The organism is Allobosea sp. NPDC003192, assembly GCF_050275675.1.
GTDB lineage: Bacteria > Pseudomonadota > Alphaproteobacteria > Rhizobiales > Beijerinckiaceae > Allobosea.
Map to the genome: position 1 here is coordinate 298,317 of NZ_JBNNPK010000003.1, position 23,868 is coordinate 322,184.

A 23,868-nucleotide genomic window follows, 5' to 3' on the forward strand; every position below is an offset into this window, starting at 1 on the left:
GGAAGACGAACTGGGCGGGACGACGTCGGCAGACCTTGCGCGATGGCCCGCCGTCTTGCAAGACATGCGCTCGGCTCGACCTTGACGGTTTGGGCCTGATCTTGCGGCCGGCTGGCTGCACTTACGGAACCCTGCCGCACCGGGCCGCCGGCGCCGGTCGGATCGGAACCGAGACGGAGCGGGATGCGATGACGGCAGAAACGGTTTGCTTCGCCGCGCTGCCCGCCGCCTTGCCCGCTGCGCTCGCCCAGGCGACCTCCGGCGAGGATGTCGCCCGCCGCCGTCTGGCGCTGTCGGAAGCCGAGGCGCAGGATCGTGAGGTCGAAGCGAGCTTCATCGCGCCGCGCCTCCTGCCGCGCCTGTTCCGCGATCCGGCCCAGTCGGCGTCGCAGGCTCAAGGAGCGCTGCTGGGCGCCGAACGGCTGATCATGCTCCTGCCGGTCGGGCGCTACGACGACGGCGTTTGGGCGCCGATCATCGAGCGGATCCTGTCTGGGTTGGACGCCGCGGCGCAGCGGCCGCGCGAGGTCGTCCTGGCCTGGAGCGGGGTCGAGCCTTTCCTGGCGCCGTTCGGCCGCCGCGCCGAGGAGGTCTGGAACGATCCGCGCCTCGTGCCCGCCATGATCGGCGTACTCGACCGTTCCGCCCGCTCGCTCCCGGCCGTGCTCGACATGGCCGCCAATGTCCGTCGCGGCCTGATCCGCTTCGAGGTGGCGGAGGATGCGGAACCGGCGCGGGCGGCGCTGGCGCTTGCCTGAGGGCATAAGCCGGCCGATTACTTCCAGACCAGCGCGTTGGCGAGGTCACGCCGGCCGCATTCCAGCGACATCGCGTTGACGGCGGCGCGATAGCCTTGCAGCGAATAGATCACATGGGCCGGGCGGCCGTCCGGCGCCGTGCCGCTGATCTCCAGCGTCGTGCCGCGGTTGTAGCCGGCGACGGCGTCCATATCGAGGATCGGCTGGCCGTTCGTGCCCTGCTTCGTCGGTCGGATGAAGTTGCCGGCTGCCGTCGGGACCGCGTTGAGTCGGCGCACGGCGCCGCCACCTTCCCGGATCACCGCCTCGAAAGGCGTGTTGGGCTTGTAGTAGCGCTTGTCCTCGATCAGGTGCTGGAGCTCGCCATTGCCGGCGCTGCTCGCCTGCAGCAGGATGAACGGCGCCTGCTCGCGCCAGTAGCGCGGCCCGGCTTCCTGTGCCGCCGTATAGGCGAAGCAGGTGCGCTGGCCGGTGCGCGGATCCTCGGAGACGCTGGCGTACCAATCCTGGAAGCGGCGCAGCAGCCGGCCCGGGGCCTCGGGCATCAGCATGTCCTTGGTCTCGACCGCGCGCGCCCGCAGCTGGAAGTCCTGCGCGACCGGGCCGGCGCTGGCGACACGGATCGTATACTCGCCCGGCCCGAGCTTGTAGCGCCGCAGATTCGGCCGGCTCGGATTGGCGATGTGGATCGTCTTCATCGGCGCATTGTTGCGCCCGAGCACATCGACGGGCACTGCCGGGTGCGGCCCGCGCACGCTGCCGGTCGGGATGTCGACCTCGACATAGGATTCCTGCGCCACCAGGAAGGGGTATTGCTGCAGAGCCCGGCCGCCTTCGATGCGCGCGTTGATCCGCAGCGGCGTCTGGTCGAGCCGCGGCGTCTGGCTCGTCGGGCCGAGGGCGGCCCATTGCTGCATCGTCGGCAATTCGTCGAGCGTGACGACGCCGTCCTCCGAGACCGGTGTGGTGTTGCGGCGATTGACGCTGACCGAGAGGCGATAGCCGAGCGGGCGCGGGTCGATCGTGACCATGCCGTCCCAGCGCTTCTCCTCGTCGCCCGCTGGATCATGCGCGATGACGAGCGTGACATGGCGCTCGGCCCGGATCTTGGTTTCCTTTTCCTCGGCATTCTGCCGGCTCAGGGCCCGGCGCATCTTGTCCGAGAAGAACTCGTACCAGCCCGGGCTGACCGGCAGGCCGCTCAGCATCCTGATCGACAGCGTCAGCGGGTTCGAGGTGTCGACCGATGCGGCCCAGACGCCGGCCGCGACCTTGTTGAAGAGCTCGTCGGTGGAGGTGTATTCCTCGCCGATGAAGTCCTGCGAGACGGTGAAGGGGTCAAGGCTCGGCGAGCAGCTCTCATAGCCGTTCCAGCCATGCGCCGAGAGGTTGAAGCGCGTCGCGGCGCCGGCCTTGTAGCCGGAAGCCCGGATCTCGAGCTGGATCTTGCTGAGCTGTTCCTTGTTGTCGCCGGCCAGCGGGTTGTCCAGCACGCCGGTGTCGACGATGCCCTTGATCGGGTCGAGGTCGAGCCAGGGCGCCATCGTCACGCCCGGAATATTCGAGAATGCAGCGCGGATCTGCTGCATGATGTTGTTGCCCTGGTCGGTCGTGAACGCATTGCGCGTCGCCGGGCGTGAGGCGATGCCGATCGTGACCGGCAGCTTGAGCTGCGGGCACTGCTGCTGAATGCGCTGCCAGAGCAGTTGCGCGGCCGATCCGAACGGATTGAACGGATCAAAGCCGGGCATGATCTGCGTCTGCGCCGTAGCCTTCACCGGCGGCACCGCCAAAAGGCCGGCAACCGTCAGGCAGAGGATTCGTCTGGTCAGCGCTTTCGCAGTCATCTCGGTTCGGTACTCATGAGGTCCCCCCTCGCGAACGAGGGAGGACCGGTTCTCGCTTCGCCGCGGCTCAGATGCCGGACGCTTCGTTGGTCGCCAGATTGACTTCGACCTGGTCGGTGCCGGCAGCCTTGCCCTCGCGGGTTACGCTACGCTCGACGACGCGGATGCGCTGGCCCTGGCTGTTGTTGTAGGTGCGCACGGTGCGGGCGCGCACGACGACGGCCTGGCCGCTCGAATTGCGGAAGCTCTGGGTGTTCGAGCCGCCCGAGCGCGCAGCGATATAGGCGGCCTCGCGGGCACGCTCCTTTTCGATCGCGTCGGCGATGACGAGACCGGCGACGCCGCCGATCAGGGCGCCGATCGCTGCGCCGCGCCAGCCACCGGCCGCGCCGCCGATCAGGGCGCCGGCGCCGGCACCGAGCGCGCCACCGGCCGCAACGCGTTCCTGCGACTGGGTGCAGCCGCCGAGCGCGAGGGCGCCCGCGACGAGGATGGTTCCGGCCTTCAAGGTCTTGGCATGCATTACGTCACCCCAGTAAAAAGTTGCTTCCAAAATTGATGGTGCCAGCAATCTGGTAGCCCTTGCCCCCGGCAGAGCCGGTTTCGCAGAACTGGGCAGGACCACGCAGCACCACGCCTGGCATCTGTTCCATATTGGCCTTTTTTGGGCAAGAGCCGCCACGCTTTGTCACGATTCTGCCAAGTTCCAAATTGTTCGTGGTCCAGTCATGGGTCGAAGAGCCAAGAACGACGGGGCTCCGCGTCGTTTCGCGTTGTGGCTGTTCCGCCGCGCCGAACACCACCGGCACGATATCTTTAAAAACATCGGGCTCATCTTTAACGCTTTTCCGATGCCTGTGGTTAATTCGCCGCGGTCGGCTGCGGCCGTCCTTCGGTCTGCCGCACGGTGACGCGCATCGGCATGCCTCGCCCCGGGCGCAGCGTGATGCGCTGGACCGGCATCGGCGCCTCATCGCCGGCATGCTCGAAGCGCAGCCGCCGCAGCAGCGTGGCCAGCACGATCACCGCCTCGACCATGGCGAATTGCTGGCCGATGCAGACTCTGGGGCCGGCGCCGAAGGGTAGATAGGCATAGCGGGAGATCGCTTCGCGCGGGCCGGGCAGGAAGCGCTCTGGTCGGAAGCGGTCGGGCGCGTCCCAGAGGGTCTCGTGCCGATGCAGGAGATAGGGCGAGATCACCACCAGTGCTCCTCTGGGGATGAAGCATGCGCCCGCTGCATCGTCCGCCAGGGCCGTGCGCGACAGAGACGGCACCGGCGGATAAAGCCGCATCGCCTCCTCGATCACCGCACGGGTGAGCGCCAGGCGCTTGGCCGACAGGGCGGCGCCGGCGAGGTCGTCGCCGGCGGCATCGATCTCGGCCTCGAGCGCGTCGCGCACGTCGGGCGCGAGCGAGATGAGATAGAGCGACCAGGTCAGGGCGTTGGCGGTGGTCTCGTGGCCGGCGCCGATGAAGGTGACGATGTTGGCGCCGACCTCGGCGTCGCTCAGCCCGCTGCCTGTCTCCGGATCGCGCGCGGCGAGCAGGGCGTCGAGCAGGTCCGGTTTCTCCGGCAGCCCGGCGGCGCCGGCATGCAGCGCCTGCCGCTCGGCGATGATCGCCTTGACCTGCGCCTCGAAGAAGGTGATCGCAGGCCGCGCCATCCAGCGGCCGATGCGCGGCAGCCAGGAGGGCGCGCCGAGCACGTCGAGCGGGTCGATCCGCCCCTGCGTCTCGAAATAGCGGGTCAGCGCCTTGCCGAAGGCATCGGCGCCGCCGGCGATCGCGTTCGAGAACATCGTCTCGGCCAGGATATCATAGGTCACGCGGGTCATGTCGGCGCTGATGTCGACGATGCGGCCGCTGCGCCGGCGCGCCATGCGCTCGGCGGTTCGCTCGGCCGGCCCGGCCATGCGCTGCGCCAGCGCCGTGACCGAGCGCGGGGTGAACAGTGGCGCCAGGGTCCGCCGGGCCCGTTTCCAGGCGTCGCCTTCGGCGGTCAGTAGCCCCTCGCCGAGCCCGGGCGCCAGGACGGTGCGTTGGAGGTCGTCCTTGCGGTAGTTCGCCGCGTTCTCGACCAGCACATGGTGGACGACATTCGGGTCGGAGACGACGACGCCGTAGCCGAACAGGCCTTCGCCCGCGACGATCGGCTCGCGGAAATGGCGGGTCCGCCAGATCGTCAGCGGATTGCGGCGCAAGCGCAGCAGCAGTTCGAGCCGGCCGAACTCTTGTTCTTCCGGCACCGGGGCCGGCGGCCGACGCCGGCGCGCTTGCGCCGCCGAAAGGGTCGCGTTCGCTGCGGTCATAAGGTCTCTCCTTGCGGAGCCGAGCCGGTTGCTCGGACCAGCCCGATCGGAACGGGCTCTGAGGGCGACAATCTCCTGTCGGTTTTAGGCATTCCAAAGGCGCAAGCCGCATGCCAACTCGCCCTGCGATTGTTGCATTGCAGAGAATAATCCATGTAATCTTGTGCAGTGCACAATAAGTGTTATTTTAGGCTTCCAAGGAGCCATTGAGATGCCCGAGTACAAGAATCCTCCCCCGCGCGTCCTGCGCCCGCGCGTCGAGCTGCCGACCCTCGAAGAGGCGGTGACGGCGGCGCAGTGCATGAGCGATTCGCCGGAGCAGCAGGCCGAGCTCGCCGCCCAGCTGATGGGCGTGCCCGTCGCCGAGGTCGTGCCGCTGATCCGCAAGGCGGCGCACCGCACCACCGTGATGACGCCGAACCGCTCCGTCGTGGTGGTCCGCCGGCCGACCCGCACCTTCTCGCCGCGTCTCGCCGAAGCGATGCGCCGCTGAACGGCGCAACATTCTTCCGATAACTGCGAACGCCGGAGGCCCGAAAAGGTCTCCGGCGTTTTGCTTTGCGGCGCCCTATGCTGGGGATGCTCAGTTCGACGAGCCGATCTTGTCGAGGATCGGGCAATCCGGCCGCTGATCGCCATGGCAATGGCTGGCGAGATGGCGCAGCGTCGCCGCCATCGCCTGCAGCGCTGCGGCCTTCTCCTCAAGTTCCGCGACATGCTTCAGTGCCAGCGCCTTCACGTCGGCGCTCGCTCGTGAACGATCACGCCAGAGCGCCAGCAACGAGCCCGTCTCCTCGACCGAGAAGCCGAGGCTGCGGGCGCGGCGCACGAAACGCAGCGTGTGGACGTTCGGCTCGGCATAGACCCGGTAGCCTGAATGTGAGCGTGCCGGGGGCTCGATCAGGCCGATCTGCTCGTAATAGCGGATCATCTTGGCGCTGACGCCGGAGGCTTCGGCGGCTTGTCCGATATTCATCCCATCCTCCCGAAAGCCGGGGCGGGCGCTGCACCCGGCGCTGTTGCCGGGGTGTCCTGCCGCGCCTTGAAGCGGCGCAGCCGGAGTGCGTTGGCCAGAACGCTGACACTGGAGAAGGCCATGGCGAAGCTGGCGAAGACCGGCGACATCAAGACGCCCCAGAGCGGGTAGAGCAGACCGGCCGCAACCGGGATCAGCAGCACGTTGTAGCCGAAGGCCCAGCCGAGATTCTGGCGGATGTTCGTCATCGTCGCCTTGGACAGGCCGATCGCCTCCGGCACATGGCGCAGGTCTCCCGAGATCAGCACAATGTCGGCGCTCTCGATCGCGATGTCGGTGCCGGCGCCCATGGCGACGCCGATATCGGCCTGGGCCAGCGCGGGCGCGTCGTTGATGCCGTCGCCGACGAAGGCGACCTTGGCCCTGCCGCCTTGTAGCCGCTCGACGATCGCCGCCTTGTCAGTCGGCAGCACCTCGGCCTCGACCGCGTCGATGCCGAGCCGAGCCGCGATCGTCTCGGCGGTGGCGCGGTTGTCGCCGGTCACCATGACGATGCGCAGGCCGAGTGCCTTGAGCGCCGAGATCGCTGCCGGCGTGCCCGGCTTGATCTGGTCTGCCACGGCGACCAAGCCTGCGAGCCTGCCATCGACGGCGACATAGAGCGGGCTCTCGCCGTCGCGCGCCAGGGACGCGGCCTGCTCGGCCAAGGTGATGGTTGCGATACCGCGCTCGGCCATCAGTCGGGCGGAGCCGACCAGCACTGCTCGCCCTTCGACCTCAGCCGAAATGCCGAGGCCGGGCTCGGCCGTGAAGTCGATGGCTGGCACGAGCGCGAGGCCGCGTCGCTTGGCTTCGGCGACGATCGCCTCGGCGGAGGGGTGCTCGGACGCGCTCTCCGCCGAAGCGGCGAGGCGCAGGGCCTCGTCCTCCGTGAACCCTTCGGCGGCGACGAAGCGTGTCATCTCGGGCCGGCCCTTGGTCAGTGTCCCCGTCTTGTCGAAGGCGATGGTTGCGACCTCGCTCAGGCCCTGCAGCGCCGCACCCTGGCGGAACAGGATGCCGAGCTCGGCGGCGCGGCCGGTGCCGACCATGATCGAGGTCGGGGTCGCCAGGCCCATGGCGCAGGGGCAGGCGACGATCAGCACCGCGACGGCGTTGACCAGCGCATAGGTCAGCGCGGGCGAGGGGCCGAAGGCGAGCCAGGCTGCGAAGGTCAGCAGCGCGACGGCGATCACCGCCGGCACGAACCAGTTGGTGACGCGGTCGACCAGCGCCTGGATCGGCAACTTCGCTCCTTGAGCCTGCTCGACCATGCGCAGGATCTGGGCGAGCAGGGTATCGGCGCCGACCTTCTCCGCCCGGAAGCGCAGCGCGCCGTTGCGGTTGATCGTGCCGCCGATCACGGCCGAGCCCGCGCTCTTGTGCGCCGGGGCCGGCTCGCCGGTCACCATCGCCTCGTCGACATAGGACGCGCCGTCGACGACCTCGCCGTCGACCGGGATCTTCTCGCCTGGCCGGACCAGCACGAGATCGCCGACCCGGACATGCTCGATCGCGATTTCGCTCTCGACGCCGTCGCGCAGAACGCGGGCCGAGCGCGCCTGCAGCTGGACCAGCCGCTTGATCGCCTCGCTGGTCCGGCCCTTGGCACGGGCTTCGAACCAGCGTCCGAGCAGGATCAGCGTGACGATCACCGCTCCGGTCTCGAAATAGGTGTAGTCGGTGCCGGCTGGCAGCCAGCCCGGCGCGAAGGTCGCGACCACCGAATAGGCATAGGCTGCGCCGGCGCCGAGCATGACCAGCGCGTTCATGTCGGGCGCGCCGCGCAGCAGCGCTGGCCAGCCCTTCAGGAAGAAGCGCAGGCCCGGTCCGAACAGCACGATGGTGGTGAGGCCGAAAGCGACGAGCTTCAGCAGGAAGGCGTCGATGCGGGCGTAGAGCCAATGATGGAATGCCTCGCTCAGATGCGGCCCCATTTCGAGGATCATCAGCGGCAGCGTCGCCAGCGCAGCGACGACGACCGCGCGGCCGAGCGCGCTCTGTTCCGCCTGGCGGCGGGCGGCAGCATCGCCATCCTCGCTGCGTCCTTCGTCGATGGTCCTGGCTTCGTAGCCGGCGACGGAGACGGCTGCGACCAGCGCCGGCGTGATGCCGGCATCGGCGGTCCGGACCGTGGCTCGCTCGGTCGCGAGATTGACCTCCGCGCTCAGCACGCCTGGCACGGCGCGCAGCGCCTTCTCGACCCGGCCGACGCAGGACGCGCAGGTCATGCCGGAGATCGCCAGCGATATCTCCGTTGCGGTCGGTTCGTAGCCGGCACCGCGGATCGCTTCGGCCACAGCGCTGGCCTGCGCCCCCGCCAGTGTCACCCGCGCCTTGCCGGTCGCGAGATTGACCTCGGCCTTGCTGACGCCCGGAACAGCCGAAATCGCCTTCTCCACCCGTCCTACGCAGGACGCGCAGGTCATCCCGTCGACCGGAATGTCGATCACGCTCGGCCCGTTCGCAGGTGCTTCATGCTTCGCATGCATCGTCATGACGCACCACCTTCCTTCTCTCGTTGGAAGATGGCTACACCTTCCCATTATGGGAAGGTCAAGCGCCTGTTTTTCGATGGTCTTGGTGCTGCCGCCAGCCGCTGATGAGTGCCGCCCATCGGGTCTGGTCGATCTGCTGGGCGCGATGCTCGGCTCGTCGGGGGAGCCCTGGTTCAGGCCTTGTCGAGCTTGAGGCCGCGCAGGATCGCGCCGAGCGCCGGCTCATCGACGAGATCGGCCGCGTCAGCTTGGGTGAACCATTGACTGCGGCGCTGATCCTGCTCGGGCCAGCTCGGGAGCTGGTCCTTGACCACGAGCAGATAGAGCCTGACCTTGCACAGCACGAAGTCGCGCGTGCGCCGCTTCCAGTAGATGTAGCGGCCGACCGGCTTCTTGCCGATCTCACCGAGCAGGCCCGCTTCTTCCATGGCTTCGCGCGCGGCGGCTTCATGGCCCTTCAGGCCGCGGATCGGCCAGCCTTTCGGCACGATCCAGCGCTGTGTCTCGCGAGTCGTCACCAGCATGATCTCGACAGCACCATCCGGCCGATGCCGATACGGGATCGCACCGATCTGAACCTTTGGCTCGCCCGCTCGCTTGGCGGCGTCCGCCTTTGCTGCCCTTGCCGACTTCCCCATGCGCCCTCCGGCGGCAGCATATGGTGATTCGGGGGGCTGGCCGCCAGTTAAATTTGTAGCCGGCAATGCTTTTCGGCAGCGCACAGGAAGGCCCGGCCCGCGTGGAGATATCCCGAGCGAGCCCCTGCTTTTTCTGCGCCGTCGTCGAGGTGGTGAGCCGGGACAATTGCGGGGCGGCCCCGGCATCGTTCAGCCGGCTGCCCGCTTCAGGAACCCGGAGGCGGTGCGTCCGGCGCCGATCTCAGAGCTTCTTGCCGTCCTTGTCGAACTGCTTGAGGAAGGCGGTGAGGTCCGCGATTTCCTTGTCGTTCTTGATGCCGGCGAAGACCATCTTGGTGCCGGGAATCTTGGCCTTGGGATCCTTGATGTATTCGGCGAAGACCGCCTCGTCCCAGGTGATGTTGGCGCCCTTGTTGGCGGTCGAGTAGCTGTAGCCCTCGACCGCGCCGGTGTGCCGGCCGAACAGCCCGTTGAGCTGCGGGCCGACCAGGTTCTTGGCGCCCTCGCCGATCTGGTGGCAGGCCCGGCACTTGTTCCAGGAGCGCTCGCCCGCCGAGACGTCCTGCGCTGAAGCGGGGGAGGTGGCCATCGTGGCGAGGGCAAGCAGGGCGGCGCTGGCGATCAGTCTCATCGGGTCGTCTCTCCTCAGCTTAGACTCCTTCTGAGATAGCGCAGCCTGCTTCTTTGAATACAGGGCAGTTCGTCGCGGCCGCCGCTACAGGGCCCCGATCCATTCAGCCACATTCGCGGTGAACGCGTCGGGGCGGGAGATCGGGAAGAAGTGCCCGCCTGTATCGAGCAGCGTCTTGCGCGCACCGGGCATGGCGGCCGCGAGCTCTTCCTGCAGAAAGGCGGGGACGATCATGTCGTCACGCGCGCCGAGGATCAGGGTTGGCGGGACGAGTTCTCCCGCCCAGGCCGAGGCGTCGAAGGCGCGCAGCGCGTCGATGCGCTCGCGTACCACCTGCTTGGCCTCCGGCGTGTCCGGCGCGGCCGCGACCGCGGTCTCGTAGACGCTCCAATGCGCCTCGAGCCAGGTCGGCGGATAGGCCATCAGCGCTGCGGTCGCGGCGTAGGCGCGTGGATGCTGGTCCAGAATCGCGAGGCGGGTCTCGAACAGAGCGGCCATGTAGCGGTTCTGCTTCAGCCAGCTGCCGCTGAGGATCAGCCCGTCGAGCCGGGCCGGCACCTGGCGTGCGAGCGCCAGGCCGATGCAGCCGCCGGTCGAGTGTCCGAGGACCGTGGCGCGCTCGATGTCCGCTGCGTCGAGCACGGCGAGACAGTCCTTGGCCAACTGCTCGATCGTGCAGGGGGCGTTGCCGCGGTCGCTGGCTCCGATACCACGCTGATCGAAACGCAGCACCCGGAAGGACCGGGCGAGTGTCGCGGCGTTGTCGTCCCAGAAGGCGGCACTGCCGGCGAGCCCACTGACCAGCAGCAGCGGCCGGCCCTGCCCCTGCGAGAATGCGCGCAAAACGGCGCCGTCGGGCAGCTTCACCTGGAACTCGCCACTGACTTCAACCGGGTTGGCGCCGGTTCCGTCGGGAGCATCCTGCGGGTGCCGTCGCGCTTGTGTCATGATTGCTTGTCCTCTTGCGCGGTGGGGCTGGCTGATTGTCGGGAGCCGAAAGCGGGATCGTTCAGCGCGCCTGCAGCCGGCGCCTTGATCTGGATCACAGGAGTGATGAGTCGCTGCGGCCCGCATTCGGAGCCGAACAGGATGATCCTGCTGGCGGCTTGCCCTGCCATGCCGACCTCCCTTGCGTTTCCCCAATGCGACTGATCGTGCCGGGAGGCACGGCGTTGTCCAGCCGCCTTTCTTCATGGCGGCATTGGCTTAGACGCAGATCGAGCTGTCTGAAAAGGGCTTTGTTATGCGTCTGACGCAGGTCGATGCCAGCTACAGGCAGTTGACCCAGAGCACGCGGGTGACGCCCTCGTCGCCATTGGCGAAGCGATGCGGTCGCGAGGAGAGGAAGCGGAAGCTGTCGCCCTCGCGCATGACCCAGCTCTCGTTCTCGACATTGAGCAGCATGGTGCCGCTGAGCACCAGGCCGGCTTCCTCGCCATGATGGATGTAATGCTCGTCGCCGGTGCTGGCGCCCGGCTCCATCTCGACGATGAAGAGGTTGAGCTTGGCGCCCTCTGCCTGCGGAGTGAGCAATTGCTTGCGGATGCCGGAGCGCCAGAGCTGCAATTCGCCGCGATCGGCCTGGCGCACGATCGTAGCGGTCGGATCGATCTGACGCACATCGGCGGGGAAAAGATCCGAGATCGCGGTGCCGAGCGCGTCGGCGACGGCGGCGAGCACGCGCAGCGTCGGCGAAGACAGGCCGCGCTCGATCTGGCTGAGAAAGCCGATCGACAGCCCGGTGCGACTGGCAAGTTCCTCCAGCGACAGCCGGCGCGCCCGCCTGAGCTGGCGCAGCCGCGCCCCGATCTCGCGGTCGACATGCAGATGCGGCAGGTCGGCGGCAGGCAGGCTCATCGCGATTCCTTCTTTGCTATTTTCATGTGCATGAAAATCGCTTGCCGGCAAGATCGTCCTATGCTCGTATCTTCATGTTCATGAAAATGCGAGCTGGCGCCTCACCGGGCGCACGGACAAATGAGGGGACATAGCCATGGAACGCCGGACCTTCCTGACCCTGCTGGCCGGAGGCGCCGTCGCCGCGTCCGTCTCGCCGACCGCCGCCCAGTCCGTTCTCAAGGTCGGTTCGACGCCGACCGGCATGCCGTTCACCTTCCTCGACACCAAGACCAACACGATCGAAGGCGTGATGGTCGATCTGGTCAAGGCGATCGCCGCAGCTTCTGACCTCAAGGTCGAGGTCGAGGGCATGCAGTTCTCGACGCTGGTCGCCTCGCTCACCTCGAACAAGATCGATCTGATCTCGGCGGCTATGTACATCACCCCGGCTCGCAAGGAGGTGATCGACTTCTCCGACCCGATCTACACCTATGGCGAGGGCCTGCTGGTCCCGGCCTCGGACAAGAAGGATTATGTCGAGCTCGCCGACATGAAGGGCTACACGGTCGGCGCCCAGATCGGCACCGCCTATGTCGAGGCGCTGCAGAAGACCGGCCTGTTCCCCGAGGTGAAGCTCTACAAGACCTCGCCGGACATCCTCGCCGACGTCAATGCCGGCCGCGTCCAGGCCGCCTTCGCCGACGCGCCGATCATGGCCTACACCTTGAAGCAGGGACAGTTCCCGAATGTCCGGCTGGTCAAGTCCTACAAGCCCATCATCACCGGCTCGGTCGGCATCGGCGTGCGCAAGAGCGACGGCGAGCTGCTGAAGAAGGTCAATGCCGGTCTCGCCAAGGTCAAGGCCGACGGAACGCTCGACAAGATCCTGGCGAAGTGGGGCCTGGAATAGGCATTCCCGCGGCGCGCCGGCTTCGCACCGCCGCCAGTCGGCGGGCAAAGCCAGCGGCGCCTTCGCGATCACCCCGTCGAAGCTGACCTGCGATGCAATCCTTTCTGCGCGATGCCGCCCAGTTTCTGCCGCTGCTGCTGCAGGGACTGAAGTTCACCATCCTCGTGACGCTCGGCTCGCTGGCGCTCTCAACCGTGCTCGGCCTCGTCTGGGCGCTGATGCGCGTTTCGGGCGTGGCCTGGCTCGCTTTCATCGCCAAGCTGGTGGTCAACACGCTGCGCGGCATCCCGATCCTGGTGCAGCTGTTCTACATCTACTTCGTTTTCCCGGAGTTCGGCCTCGCGCTGAGCGCGCTGCAGGCGGCGATCCTGGGCCTCGGCATCGCCTATTCCGCCTATCAGGCCGAGAATTTCCGCGCCGGCATCGAGGCGATCGACCACGGCCAGGTCGAGGCGGCCGAGTCGATCGGCATGGGCTGGTTCCTGATGATGCGCCGGGTGATCCTGCCTCAGGCGATCAAGGTGATCCTGCCGCCCTACGGCAACATCATGATCATGATGCTGAAGGATTCCTCGCAAGCCTCGACCATTACTGTCGCGGAGCTGACACTGCAGGGTTCGCTGCTGGCGTCCTCGACCTTCAAGAACATGACGGTCTACACGCTGGTCGCGCTGCTCTATCTCTCGATGAGCCTGCCGCTGATCGCCTTCGTCGGCTGGCTGGAACGCCGCTTCGGCAAGGGAGCCAGGCGATGATCGAGCTCTCCAGCGTCACCAAGAGCTTCGGCGCCCATCAGGTGCTGAAGGGCATCACCGGCAGCGTCGAGCGCGGCGAGGTCGTCTGCCTGATCGGCCCGTCCGGCTCCGGCAAGTCGACCATCCTGCGCTGCATCAACGGGCTCGAATCCTATGATGGCGGCTCGATTCAGATCGACGGCGCCAAGGTCGATCGCGCCGACCGCTCGATCGTCGGCATCCGTACTGCCATGGCGATGGTGTTCCAGCGCTTCAATCTCTTCCCGCACCGGACGGCCCTAGAGAACGTCGTCGAAGGGCCGATCCACGTGAAGAACGAGCCGGCCGCCCAGGCACTGGAGCGCGGGCGCGAGCTGCTCGCCCGCGTCGGCCTCGCCGACAAGTTCGGAGCGTATCCGGCTCAGCTCTCCGGCGGCCAGATGCAGCGTGTCGCCATCGCCCGCGCGCTCGCCATGCAGCCCAAGGCGATCCTGTTCGACGAGCCTACCTCGGCGCTCGATCCCGAGCTGGTCGGCGAGGTGCTCGGCGTGATGAAGAGCCTCGCCGAGGAGGGCATGACCATGCTGGTCGTCACCCATGAGATGGGTTTCGCCCGCGAGGTCGCCGACCGCGTCCTCTTCCTCGATGGCGGCGTCATCGTCGAGGAAGGCGCCGCCCGCGAGGTCCTGAGCGCGCCGCGTAACCCACGCACGCAGGACTTCCTGCGCCGCGTGCTCAAGCCGATCTGAGGGATACCGAGATGGCCGAACCCTTCCCGCTGCAGCCTTCGCTCTGGCACGCCACCGCCCCGGCGGCTGCACAGACGCCGCCGCTCGCGGGCGATGTGAAAGCAGATGTCTGCATCGTCGGCGCCGGCTATGCCGGCCTCTCGACCGCACTTCATCTCGCCGAGGCAGGCGTCTCCGTCGTCGTGCTGGAGGCACGCGAGCCGGGCTGGGGCGCCTCGGGCCGCAATGGCGGGCAGGTCATTTCCGGCATCAAATACGATCCCAGCGAGATCGTCTCCAAATACGGGGCCGAGGCCGGCGCAGCCTTGGTCTCCTTCGTCGGCTCGACCGCCGATCTCGTCTTCGGGCTGATCGAGAAGCACGGCATGGACGTGCCGTATCGCCGCGCCGGCTGGATCCAGGGCGCGCATACGCCGGCCATGGTCGAGACGGTCAAGCGCCGGGCCGAGCAGTGGGGTATGCGTGGCGTCGCCGCGCGCTTCCTGGATGCCGATGACGTCGGCCGCCTGCTCGGCACCGATCGCTATCTCGGCGGCTGGCTCGATCCGCGTGGCGGCGGCGTCCAGCCGCTCGCCTATGCCCGCGGTCTCGCCCGTGCCGCGCAGAAGGCGGGCGCTGTGATCCATGGCCAGAGCGCAGTCACTGGCTTGCGCCGCGATGGCGGCAACTGGGTCGTGCGCACCGCGCAGGGCGCCAGCGTCACCACGCCGCGCGTGGTGATCGCGACCAATGGCTATACCGGCGACCTGATCCCGAAATTGCGCCAGACGGTGATCCGGCCGAATTCCTTCATCGTCGCGACCGAGCCGCTTTCCGACAATCTCGCCGGCACGATCCTGCCGGAAGGGCAGGTCACCTCCGACACCCGTCAGCTTCTGCTCTACTTCCGCAAGGACCACACAAATCGCCTGCTGATGGGCGGACGCGGCCCTTTCCGCGAGCCGCAGGGGGACGCCGACTGGGCTCATTTGGAGCGCGTCGTCGGCAAGATGTATCCGCAGGCAAAGGGCCTGCGCTTCGACTATCGCTGGTGCGGCCGCGTTGCGCTCACCCGCGATTTCCTGCCGCATCTGCACGAGCCGGAACCCGGCCTGCTGGTCGATATCGGCTGCATGGGCCGCGGCGTTGGCCTGCAGACCGCGATGGGCAGGGCGATGGCGCAGTATCTCTCGACCGGCGACAGAGCGAGCCTGCCTTTCCCGGTGACCTCCATCGCGCCCTTGCCGCTGCATGCGCTGAACGAGCTCTATGTCTCCGCCATCATCGCCTGGTACCGCCTGACCGATGGCGGCATGAAGGACCGGGCGGCTTGACCGGCGTCCGTTCCTGACGCAGGGCGAGGACATGAGCATCGTCCTCGCCTGCGATCTCGGCGGCACCTCCTTCCGCGCCGCCCTCGTCGATGACACCGGCGCGATCCGCGCCCAGCACGCCATTGCCGGGCCGGCGAGCCGGGACGATTCTGCCGGTCGCTCCGAGATCGAGCCGGATGCCTGGTGGGATCTGCTGGTCGAAGCCTGTGCTGGGCTGGCAGCAGAGGTGCCGGCGCTGTTCGATGCGATCAAGGCCGTCGCGATCTGCGGTGTCACCCGCACGCAAGTTTTGCTCGACCGGGATGGCAATTCGCTGCGTCCGGCGATGACCTGGAAGGATACGCGCGCCGACGCGCTTGCGGCGCGGCTGCGGGCGAGGCTCGATCCGGCCCATCCCGAAAGCGCCGCGGTCAATGCCTTTCATCCACTCGCCCGCCTCGCTTGGCTGCGCGAGCAGGAACCGCACACCTTCGGCAAACTCGCCTGCCTGCTCGAGCCGAAGGACTACCTGAGCTTCCGCCTGACCGGCCGGCGGGCGAGCGACCCCGTCTCGATGGCGCGATTGCTGGCCGCGGCAGCCTCGCATGAAGGCAGCGATCTCCTGGCGGCTGCGGGCATCCCGGCTGCGATCCTGCCGCCGATGCTCGAGCCCTGGGACGAGGTCGGCCCGGTCCAGCACGGCCTGCCCGCGCCGCTTGGTCGTCTCGCCGGCAAGCCCGTCTTCTGCGCCTCGAACGACACCTGGGCGGCTGTGGTCGGCCTCGGCGCCATGCGCGATGGCTTCGCCTACAACATCTCCGGCACCACCGAGGTGCTCGGTGTCGTCGGCTGCGAGCCGGCACGGGCGGAAGGCCTGCTCACCGTCGACTGGCGCGGCCTGTTCCAGCTCGGCGGCCCCAGCCAGACCGGCGCCGATACCGTCTCCTGGCTGCTGGCGCTGCTCGGCCGCGATGGCGCAGCCGTCGGACAGGAGATCGACGCGCTGCTCTCAGGGTCGCGCCAGCCGCAACCGCTGCTCTTTCTGCCCTATCTCCAGGGCGAGCGCGTGCCTTACTGGGATCCGTTCTTGCGTGGCGCGCTCGTCGGCTTGAACCGCCGGCATGGACCGACCGACCTGGCCTTCGCGGTGCTGGAGGGCGTCGCCTGCCTCAATCGCATCGTGCTGGAACGGGCCGAAGCTGCGCTTGGCAGCCCTGCGGCCGAGATCCGCTTCGGCGGCGGTGCAGCGGCCAATCCGGTCTGGAGCCAGATCAAGGCCGATCTCTGCGGGCGGCCGGTCGTGGTCGCAGCCTCCCGGGAACCCGGCCTGCTCGGTGCGGCGATCATCGCCTTCACCGGCCTTGGCCGTTACGCTTCGCTGGCGGAAGTCCAGCAGGCGCTCGTCACGGTCGCGCGCCGCTTCGAGCCTGATCCGGCGCGTAGGCCGGCCTATGATGCGCTGTTCGCCCTGTTCCGCCGGGCCGAGGACGCCTTGGTGCCGATCTCACGTGATCTCGTCGTGGCCGCGCAGGCAGGCGGACCGCTCGCTGACCTCGCGCGTCATGCGTCTGCGGTTGCGAACCTGCACGCCGATTGACGTTGCGGCTGAGGCGCTTGCGCCTTACCCAAGTGGAGCCAATCTCCAGAGAGAGGTCCATGCCGCGTTCCTGCCGCGTCGTCGCGTTTCGTCTCGTTCCGGTCGCCGGCAAGGCCGGCTGATGCCGAAGCCCGTTACCCTGATCACCGGCGCCTCCGGCGGCATCGGCGGCTCGCTCGCGATGACGCTGGCACCGTCGCACAGGCTCGTCCTCTCCGGGCTGGAGGCCGGTCCACTGACCGAGCTCGCCGACCGATTGCAGGCTGAAGGCGCCGAGGTCGCCGCGATGACCGGCGATGTCCGTGACCGCGATCTCGCCGCGGCGCTGGTCCAGCTCGCTGTCGAGCGCTTCGGCCGGCTCGACAATCTCGTCACCGGCGCCGGCGCCTCTCGCCCGGTGCCGATGGTCGAGATGGAGGACGAGGAGTGGGACAAGCTCGTCGACATCAACCTCTCGGCCGTCTTCCGCGTCTCCAAGGCCGCTGCCAAACAGATGATCACGCAGGGCGAGGGCGGCGCCATCGTCCACATCTCCTCGATCGCCCATAGCAATGGCGGCGCCAATCTCGCCTATGGCTCGGCCAAGGGCGGGGTGGCCACGCTGACCTATGGCATGGCCCAGCAGCTCGGCCGCCATGGCATCCGCGTCAATGCGGTCGCGCCGGGGATCATCGACACACCGATGGTGCGCGGCGGCTTTGCCAGTCAGTTCAACGCATTGGTCGAGGGCGCCTCGCAACGCACTCCACTCGGGCGGCTCGGCCGTCCCGAGGATGTCGCGGGGGTCATCGCCTTCCTGCTCTCGCCGGCTGCGGCCTTCGTCACGGGAGCGCTGATCCCGGTCACCGGCGGCATCGAAATCCTCTCGCCGATCTCGGCGATCGCCAAGGGACATGCCTGACGATGCGCGAGATCATCGGCCGCTACGGCACCGCGCTCGCCGGCTTTGCCCTGATCGTCTTCTTCGTCGCCTTCGCGCCGAACTTCGCGACGACGATGAATATCGTCAACGTGCTGAAGGATACGAGCTTCCTCGCCATCCTGGCGCTCGGCTTCGCGCTCGCGTTCACCGTCGCCGAGCTCGACCTCTCGATCGCCGAGATGGCGAGCCTCGCCGCCGTCGTCTGCGGCTGGCTGGTGCAGCTGCAGTATCCGCCGCTGGTCGCGGTGCTGGCGGCGCTCTCGGTCGGAGCTTTGCTCGGCGGCCTCAACGGCTACGGCGTCACCGTGCTGCGCATACCCTCGCTGATCATGACGCTCGGTACCGCCGCGATCGCCAAGGGCTTCGCCTTCATGATCACGCAGGGTGTCGCCTTTGTCGGGCGCTGGCCGACCGGCTTCACCGGGCTGGCGCGCGGCTACACCTTCGGCATCCCCAATCTCGTGCTCTGGCTCGCCGGCGTCACCCTCTTCGCCTGGGGGCTGGTCAAATGGACCCGCACCGGCGCCCACATGGTCGCGACCGGCGAGGCCGACGAGGCTGCCAGGCTCTCCGGTATCGCGACGGGGAAGATGAAGCGCATCGGCCTGCTGCTCTCCGGCATCCTCGCCGCGATCACCGCCGTACTACTCGCCGCCAATCTGTCCTCGGCCGCGCCGAACATGGCGGGCGACTACCTCCTCTACGCCATTGCGGCGGTGCTGCTGGGGATGACCATGTTCGAGCCGGGCAAGCCGAACGTGCCGGGCACGGTCTTCGCAGCTTTGGTGCTCAAGGTGCTCGGCAACGGCTTGGTGCTGCTCGGCGCGCCCTATTACGTTCAAGACATCGTTCTCGGTGTCATCATCATCGGCTCGGTCGCCTTCTCGGCCAGCGCGATGAAGAAGGCGGCGTTCAAGGTCTGAGAGTTCACAACGACAACGAGGGGAGAGGTCGTCATGGTCGGTTTGAGGAAGGTTCTGCTGGCGGCTGCCGCCGTCGTCGGGATGGCGCAGGGAGCCCAGGCCTTCGAGCTCGGTGTCATCGGCTTCCAGTTCTCGTCTGAGACGCATGCCCGCGTCGCCAATGCCGCCGCCGCGGCGGCCAAGGCCAAGGGCTGGAATGTCACGCTGCTGAACTCGGAGGGCGCGCTGCCCAAGCATGCCGAGCAGTTCGACGCGCTGATCGCCAAGAAGGTCGACGCGATCATCATCGCCATGGGCAAGCCGGTCGAGGCTGACGCCCAGTTCAAGGCGGCCAAGGACGCCAAGATCCCTGTCATCACCGTGCAGTCGGGTTCGAGCCCGCATGCGCTCTTCGACATCCAGACCAACGAGTACAAGGTCGGCGCCGAGGCCGCGCTCTACCTGCTCGGCCAGCTCGGCTACCAGGGCAACATCGTCACCGCCCGCTTCGACCTCAACGTCGCCTCGCGCATCCGCGGCAAGCTGCTCGACAACGTGCTCTCCGAGAACCAGGCGGTGAAGGAACTCGGCAAGTTCTCGATGGCCCGCACCCAGAGCTGGCGCGACGATGTCCGCGCCGGCATGCAGGCGCTGCTGCTGCAGAATCAGGGCAAGATCAACGGCATCTGGGCCTCATTCGATGGGCAGGCCTACATCATCGACGATCTCTTGCAGGCTCAAGGCGTGAAGAAGGGCCAGATCCCGCTGGTTTCGGTCGATGGCGGCAAGGAGACCTATGCCCGCATCGCCGATCCCGCTTCGACCTTTATGGCGACCGTCTCGATCCCGTTCGAGGAGATGGGCAAGCAGGCGGTCGACGCGATCCAGACGATCGTCGTCGACAAGAAGCCGAAGGAGACCGTCGCCGCCGGGCCCTACCTCTTCACCGACGCCGTGCTGGTCGACAAGAACAACGTCCAGCAGTTCCTGAAGTGAAACTGTCGCCCCAGCCAAGCGCGCGCTCCTTCTCCCCTCGGGGGAGAAGGTGTCTGCGAAGCAGACGGATGAGGGCAGTACGACTGGGTACGATGGTAATCGGGTCGCGCCTGACTTCCCTCATCCGTCAGCGCTTCGCGCTGCCACCTTCTCCCCCGAGGGGAGAAGGAAGGAGAGCTTCCCGATGACCGCCACCCCCCTCCTCTCGCTGCGCGGCATCGGCAAGGCCTATGGCGCGGTCGTGGCGGTGCGCGAGGTCGATCTCGACATCTTTGCCGGCGAGGTCGTCGCCATCTGCGGCGACAACGGCGCCGGCAAATCGAGCCTGATCAAGGTGATCTCCGGCGCCGAGGAGGCGACATCCGGGACTTTGAGCATGCGTGGGAAGACCGTCGTCTTCGCCTCGCCGCACGATGCGCTGAGCCATGGCGTCGCGACGATCTATCAGGATCTCGCTCTGGCGCCGCGGCTCTCGATCGCCCAGAACGTCTTCATGGGCTCGGAGCTGACGCGCCCTCTGTTGCTGCCTTTCCTGCGCGTACTCGACAAGAAGAAGATGGCGCAGGAGGCGCGCGGCTTCCTGAAGCAGCTCTCGGTCACGGTCGAGGACATGGACCGGCCGGTCGAGCGGCTCTCCGGCGGCCAGCGTCAGGCGGTGGCGATCTCGCGCGCGCTGCGCTGGAAGGCTGAGATCATCATCATGGACGAGCCGACGGCGGCGCTCGGCGTCAAGGAGACAGCGCTGGTCCTCGACCTGATCCGCAAGCTCAAGGCCGACGGCCGTACGGTCCTGCTGATCAGCCACAATATGCGCGACGTCGTCGCGCTCGCCGACCGCGTCGTGATCATGGGGGCCGGCCGGAAATACGTCGACCAGCCGCTCGGCGATCTGACCGCGGACGATCTCAGCCACATGATCATGGCCGGCAATGCGAGAGCCGCCTGAGATGACTAGCGAGACGATCGTCATCGACACCGATCCCGGCCAGGACGATGCGGTCGCCCTGCTGCTCGCCTTCGCTAGCCCGGAGCTCGACCTCAAGGCGATCACCACCGTCGCCGGCAATGTCCCGCTGGCGCTGACCACCGCCAACGCGCTGCGCATTCGTGAGCTCGGCGGGCGCGAGGACGTGCCCGTCCATGCCGGGGCTGACCGGCCGCTGCTCTTTCCGCTCTCGACCGCCGAATTCGTCTGCGGACCGGACGGGCTGGCCGGTGCCGATCTGCCGCCGGCGCGTGGTGAGCCTTCGCCTATCCATGCGGTCCAGGCGCTGATCGCAACCTTGCGCGCGGCGCCGGACGACAGCGTCACGCTCTGTCCGCTCGGGCCGCTGACCAATCTCGCATTGGCGTTCCGGCTCGCGCCGGATGTGCTGCCCAAGGTCAAGCGCATCGTGCTGATGGGTGGAGCGCTGGCGCTCGGCAACATCACCCCGGCGGCCGAGTTCAACGTCCATGTCGACCCGCACGCCGCCGCGATCGTCTTGGGCTGCGGCCGGCCGATCGTGATGTTCGGCCTCGGCGTCACCCATCAGGCGATCGCCTCGCACGAGCAGGTCGCGCGCCTGCTCACTTTCGGCAATGCGGCCGGCAGGGCGGTGCATGGCATGCTGACGCGCCCGCGCCCCGGCGGGCTCGGCACTGCCGGCCATCCGATGCACGACCCCTGCGTGATCGCCTTCCTGCTCTGGCCGGAACTCTTTTCGGGGCGCGACTGTTGTGTCGAGGTCGAGACTGGGGACGGCCCCTTGCGGGGCCGCACCACGATCGACTGGAACGGCCGGCTCAAGCGGCCGGCCAATGCCCATGTCGTCGCGAGCGTCGAGGCGGAGGCGCTGTTCCAGCGCCTGTTCGACCGGCTTGCGACGTTGCCTTGAGTGGAGAAGGATATGGCCCATTTCGTCGAAGAGCTGCAGCTCGAGGCCGAGCGCGCGATTCTGGCGATGCAGACGGCCGCGCTCGCCGCCCGCCAGCTCCATGCCCGCGCCGAACTGATGCGCCATATGCTGACCACAGCTCGCAAGGTCGCCGGCAAGCCGAAAGCCGAGGCGGTCGAGACGGTGGTGCGCGAATGGATGGACGCCTGGAATCTCGGGCGCCAGGACTGGCCGCATATCGCTCGCGAGATGGAGGCCTTCACCGCCGCCTTCCATGATTACGCCAACGAGCCCGGCGACGTGAACGACGCCGCGCTCCGCAAGGCCTGCGACGCGCTCGATGCGGTTCTTGCCCGCGAGAACACCTCGATCAGCGACCAGATGGCCTTCCGCTCGCAATGCGCCCATCGCTGGTGGGAGCTGGTCGTACCGGTGCCGTCTGATCTGCCGGGTGCCAAGCCGCGTCCCTCTGTGCCTGATCTCGATGGGCAGGCGCCGTTCTGGCAGTCTGGCTGTGCCGAATTCTGCCGCTGAGGATCGGCCGATGCAGCCGCTCCAGCTGACGCTTCGCCCAACCAGCGTCGCCGATGCCGATTCCTGCCAGAGGCTTTCAGCCGCGGTCGGCTGGCCGCATCGCCGCGAGGATTGGGAGTTCGCGCTGTCGCTGGGGCAGGGCTTCACCTTGTCGATGGAAGACGAGCTCGTCGGCGTCGGGCTCTGGTGGGGCTTTGGCGAGAGCCATGCCACACTCGGCACGATCATCGTTTTGCCCGATCAGCAGGGGCAGGGCATCGGCAAGTTGCTGACCGAACAGTTGATCGCGGCGACGGAAGGACGAACGCTCGGCCTTGTCGCCACGCCGCAGGGCGAGCCGCTCTACGCCCGCCTTGGCTTTATCGCCATCGACGAGGTCAGACAGCACCAGGGCGATTGGCCGGAGTTGGCAGCGCCGGTCCTCGCGGCGAACGAGGTCATGCGACCGGTCGCCGCCTCTGACTTACCGCTGCTAGCGCAGCTCGACGGCGAGGCGACGGGGCTGCCGCGCGCAGCCGTCCTCGAAGCCCTGCTGGCGCGCGGCCATGCCATCCTGATCGAGCGCAATGGCGCGCCCGCCGGCTTCGGCTTCCTGCGCCGGCATGGCCGCGGTTGGCTGATCGGCCCGGTCGCGGCGCTCGACGATGCCGCTGCCTGCAATCTGATCGCGGCGCTGCTCGCCGCCCGCCGCGGTGACTTCGTGCGCATCGACGTGCCGGCCCGCACCGGCCTCGGCGCTTGGCTCAGCGAGCGCGGCCTGCCGCTCGTCGCTTCCGGCGTGGTGATGGAACGCGGCGCCGCACCGGTCGCTCCCGGCCCGGTGCATCGCTTTGCCCTCGTCAACCAGGCAATGGGCTGAACCTTCCCCGGCGAATGGCGGGGTTGCCGAACCGGCGCTGGCGCTTCTGCTCCGCCTTGCGCAAGATCGTTCCTGAAACGATTTAATCCTGCATCCCAAGGGAGGAATGATGCTCGACGATCTCAAGGGGCTGCGCGCCCTGGTTACCGGCTCCAGCACCGGCATCGGCGCCGCTGTAGCCAAGGCCTACGCAGCGAACGGCATGCGCGTCGTGGTGCACTACAAGTCGAGCGAGTCCGAAGCGAATGCCGTCGCCGCCGAGATCAGGGCGGCCGGCGGCGAGGCGCATGTGCTGCAGGCCGACGTCGCCGACAGCGCGCAGGCAGTCGATCTCGTCAACAAGGCGGCCGACAAGCTCGGCGGGCTCGACGTGCTCGTCAACAATGCCGGCGCGCTGGTGAAGCGCACGCCGATCGCCGAGATCGAGGACGAGTTCTTCGACAGCGTCGTCGACCTCAATGTCCGTTCGGTGGTGATGGCCTCGAAGGCGGCGCTGCCCTATCTCAAGCAGTCCGGCAACCGGGCGAGCGTGATCAATCTGAGCTCGATCGCGGCGCGCAATGGCGGCGGCCCCGGCTCCTCGCTCTATGCCAGCTCGAAAGCCTTCGTGCTCAATTTGACGCGCGGCATGGCCAAGGAGTTCGTGCCCTTCGGCATCCGCGTCAACGGCGTCTCGCCCGGCGTGATCATGACGCCGTTCCACGAGCGCTATTCCACGGCCGAGCAGATCGAGGCGATGCGCAGGACGGTTCCGATGGAGCGCGTCGGCACGCCGCAGGACAATGTCGGCGTCTTCCTCTTCCTCGCCAGCCCGGCGATGAGCGGCTACATCACCGGCCAGACCATAGAGGTGAATGGCGGCCAGTACATGGTCTGACCGGGAGTGTGGCTTCGGCGTCCTTGACGGAGACGGCGGCGCGCCAGCATGGTCTGGGCGCCGTGCCGGAGCTGGATAGCCGA

General features: G+C 67.7%; 26 protein-coding genes. 15 read left to right on the forward strand and 11 right to left on the reverse strand.

Annotation, left to right across the window (positions count from 1 at the left end):
* Positions 1-188: 188 nt before the first annotated feature.
* Positions 189-758: a hypothetical protein gene (locus ACQKLX_RS06610; protein ID WP_427360590.1), complete on the forward strand. Its 570-nt coding sequence runs from the start codon at positions 189-191 to the stop codon at positions 756-758.
* 17 nt (positions 759-775) lie between these two features.
* On the opposite strand, the gene ACQKLX_RS06615 is transcribed toward ACQKLX_RS06610, so the two are convergent.
* From ACQKLX_RS06615 to ACQKLX_RS06630, 4 genes are all read right to left on the reverse strand, one after another.
* Entirely contained in the window at positions 776-2,605 is a 1,830-nt protein-coding gene (locus ACQKLX_RS06615; protein ID WP_427360592.1) for a hypothetical protein, read from the reverse strand.
* A gap of 67 nt (positions 2,606-2,672) precedes the next feature.
* Positions 2,673-3,128 (reverse strand): glycine zipper domain-containing protein, encoded by a 456-nt coding sequence (locus ACQKLX_RS06620; protein ID WP_326876218.1) that lies wholly within the window; start codon positions 3,126-3,128, stop codon positions 2,673-2,675.
* 4 nt (positions 3,129-3,132) lie between these two features.
* Positions 3,133-3,414, reverse strand: coding sequence for a hypothetical protein (locus tag ACQKLX_RS06625; RefSeq protein WP_427360594.1), 282 nt, complete (start codon positions 3,412-3,414; stop codon positions 3,133-3,135).
* A gap of 52 nt (positions 3,415-3,466) precedes the next feature.
* Positions 3,467-4,915, reverse strand: coding sequence for a cytochrome P450 (locus ACQKLX_RS06630; protein WP_427360596.1), 1,449 nt, complete (start codon positions 4,913-4,915; stop codon positions 3,467-3,469).
* Positions 4,916-5,126: 211 nt separating this feature from the next.
* Between ACQKLX_RS06630 and ACQKLX_RS06635 the strand changes: the two genes are divergently transcribed.
* The gene (locus ACQKLX_RS06635) at positions 5,127-5,408 is read left to right on the forward strand and encodes a hypothetical protein (RefSeq protein ID WP_427360598.1); all 282 of its coding nucleotides are present in this window, start codon (positions 5,127-5,129) and stop codon (positions 5,406-5,408) included.
* Positions 5,409-5,498: 90 nt separating this feature from the next.
* Here the strand turns inward: ACQKLX_RS06635 and cueR are convergent, their stop codons facing one another.
* From cueR to ACQKLX_RS06670, 7 genes are all read right to left on the reverse strand, one after another.
* Positions 5,499-5,891, reverse strand: a complete 393-nt coding sequence (gene cueR, locus ACQKLX_RS06640) for a Cu(I)-responsive transcriptional regulator (protein ID WP_427360600.1) — start codon at positions 5,889-5,891, stop codon at positions 5,499-5,501.
* Complete coding sequence (locus ACQKLX_RS06645; protein WP_427360601.1) at positions 5,888-8,428, reverse strand: heavy metal translocating P-type ATPase; 2,541 nt, start codon at positions 8,426-8,428, stop codon at positions 5,888-5,890. Before ACQKLX_RS06645 ends, cueR begins: the two co-directional genes overlap by 4 nt.
* A 173-nt stretch (positions 8,429-8,601) precedes the next feature.
* A complete protein-coding gene (locus ACQKLX_RS06650; RefSeq protein WP_427360603.1) occupies positions 8,602-9,066 on the reverse strand; it encodes an NUDIX hydrolase in 465 nt (154 codons plus the stop codon).
* 241 nt (positions 9,067-9,307) lie between these two features.
* On the reverse strand, positions 9,308-9,697 hold the full coding sequence (locus tag ACQKLX_RS06655; protein ID WP_427360605.1) for a c-type cytochrome: 390 nt from the start codon (positions 9,695-9,697) through the stop codon (positions 9,308-9,310).
* 84 nt (positions 9,698-9,781) lie between these two features.
* Positions 9,782-10,645, reverse strand: coding sequence for an alpha/beta fold hydrolase (locus ACQKLX_RS06660; protein WP_427360606.1), 864 nt, complete (start codon positions 10,643-10,645; stop codon positions 9,782-9,784).
* A complete protein-coding gene (locus ACQKLX_RS06665; protein ID WP_427360608.1) occupies positions 10,642-10,815 on the reverse strand; it encodes a hypothetical protein in 174 nt (57 codons plus the stop codon). Before ACQKLX_RS06665 ends, ACQKLX_RS06660 begins: the two co-directional genes overlap by 4 nt.
* Positions 10,816-10,966: 151 nt before the next feature.
* Positions 10,967-11,554, reverse strand: coding sequence for a helix-turn-helix domain-containing protein (locus ACQKLX_RS06670; protein WP_427360610.1), 588 nt, complete (start codon positions 11,552-11,554; stop codon positions 10,967-10,969).
* A 136-nt stretch (positions 11,555-11,690) separates the two neighbouring features.
* On the opposite strand from ACQKLX_RS06670, the gene ACQKLX_RS06675 reads away from it, so the two are divergent.
* From ACQKLX_RS06675 to ACQKLX_RS06735, 13 genes are all read left to right on the forward strand, one after another.
* Positions 11,691-12,446, forward strand: a complete 756-nt coding sequence (locus tag ACQKLX_RS06675) for a substrate-binding periplasmic protein (RefSeq protein WP_427360611.1) — start codon at positions 11,691-11,693, stop codon at positions 12,444-12,446.
* A gap of 92 nt (positions 12,447-12,538) precedes the next feature.
* Entirely contained in the window at positions 12,539-13,201 is a 663-nt protein-coding gene (locus ACQKLX_RS06680) for an amino acid ABC transporter permease (RefSeq protein ID WP_427360613.1), read from the forward strand.
* Entirely contained in the window at positions 13,198-13,929 is a 732-nt protein-coding gene (locus tag ACQKLX_RS06685; RefSeq protein ID WP_427360615.1) for an amino acid ABC transporter ATP-binding protein, read from the forward strand. The genes ACQKLX_RS06680 and ACQKLX_RS06685 overlap by 4 nt, the downstream gene beginning before the upstream one ends.
* Before the next feature lie 11 nt (positions 13,930-13,940).
* Entirely contained in the window at positions 13,941-15,242 is a 1,302-nt protein-coding gene (locus ACQKLX_RS06690) for an NAD(P)/FAD-dependent oxidoreductase (protein ID WP_427360617.1), read from the forward strand.
* A gap of 31 nt (positions 15,243-15,273) precedes the next feature.
* Positions 15,274-16,818: a xylulokinase gene (locus ACQKLX_RS06695; RefSeq protein ID WP_427360618.1), complete on the forward strand. Its 1,545-nt coding sequence runs from the start codon at positions 15,274-15,276 to the stop codon at positions 16,816-16,818.
* A gap of 121 nt (positions 16,819-16,939) precedes the next feature.
* Positions 16,940-17,719, forward strand: a complete 780-nt coding sequence (locus ACQKLX_RS06700; protein WP_427360620.1) for an SDR family NAD(P)-dependent oxidoreductase — start codon at positions 16,940-16,942, stop codon at positions 17,717-17,719.
* 2 nt (positions 17,720-17,721) lie between these two features.
* A complete protein-coding gene (locus tag ACQKLX_RS06705) occupies positions 17,722-18,663 on the forward strand; it encodes an ABC transporter permease (RefSeq protein WP_427360622.1) in 942 nt (313 codons plus the stop codon).
* A 33-nt stretch (positions 18,664-18,696) separates the two neighbouring features.
* Positions 18,697-19,638, forward strand: coding sequence for a sugar ABC transporter substrate-binding protein (locus ACQKLX_RS06710; RefSeq protein WP_427360624.1), 942 nt, complete (start codon positions 18,697-18,699; stop codon positions 19,636-19,638).
* Positions 19,639-19,822: 184 nt separating this feature from the next.
* Positions 19,823-20,584, forward strand: coding sequence for an ATP-binding cassette domain-containing protein (locus tag ACQKLX_RS06715; protein WP_427360625.1), 762 nt, complete (start codon positions 19,823-19,825; stop codon positions 20,582-20,584).
* 1 nt (position 20,585) lies between these two features.
* The gene (locus tag ACQKLX_RS06720) at positions 20,586-21,515 is read left to right on the forward strand and encodes a nucleoside hydrolase (protein ID WP_427360627.1); all 930 of its coding nucleotides are present in this window, start codon (positions 20,586-20,588) and stop codon (positions 21,513-21,515) included.
* Between the two features lie 12 nt (positions 21,516-21,527).
* Positions 21,528-22,049 carry a hypothetical protein gene (locus tag ACQKLX_RS06725; RefSeq protein ID WP_427360629.1) on the forward strand — a complete coding sequence of 174 codons (522 nt, stop codon included), beginning with the start codon at positions 21,528-21,530 and terminating at the stop codon, positions 22,047-22,049.
* A 10-nt stretch (positions 22,050-22,059) separates the two neighbouring features.
* Positions 22,060-22,908 carry a GNAT family N-acetyltransferase gene (locus ACQKLX_RS06730; protein ID WP_427360630.1) on the forward strand — a complete coding sequence of 283 codons (849 nt, stop codon included), beginning with the start codon at positions 22,060-22,062 and terminating at the stop codon, positions 22,906-22,908.
* A gap of 109 nt (positions 22,909-23,017) precedes the next feature.
* Positions 23,018-23,785 carry an SDR family NAD(P)-dependent oxidoreductase gene (locus ACQKLX_RS06735; protein ID WP_427360632.1) on the forward strand — a complete coding sequence of 256 codons (768 nt, stop codon included), beginning with the start codon at positions 23,018-23,020 and terminating at the stop codon, positions 23,783-23,785.
* Positions 23,786-23,868: the final 83 nt, after the last annotated feature.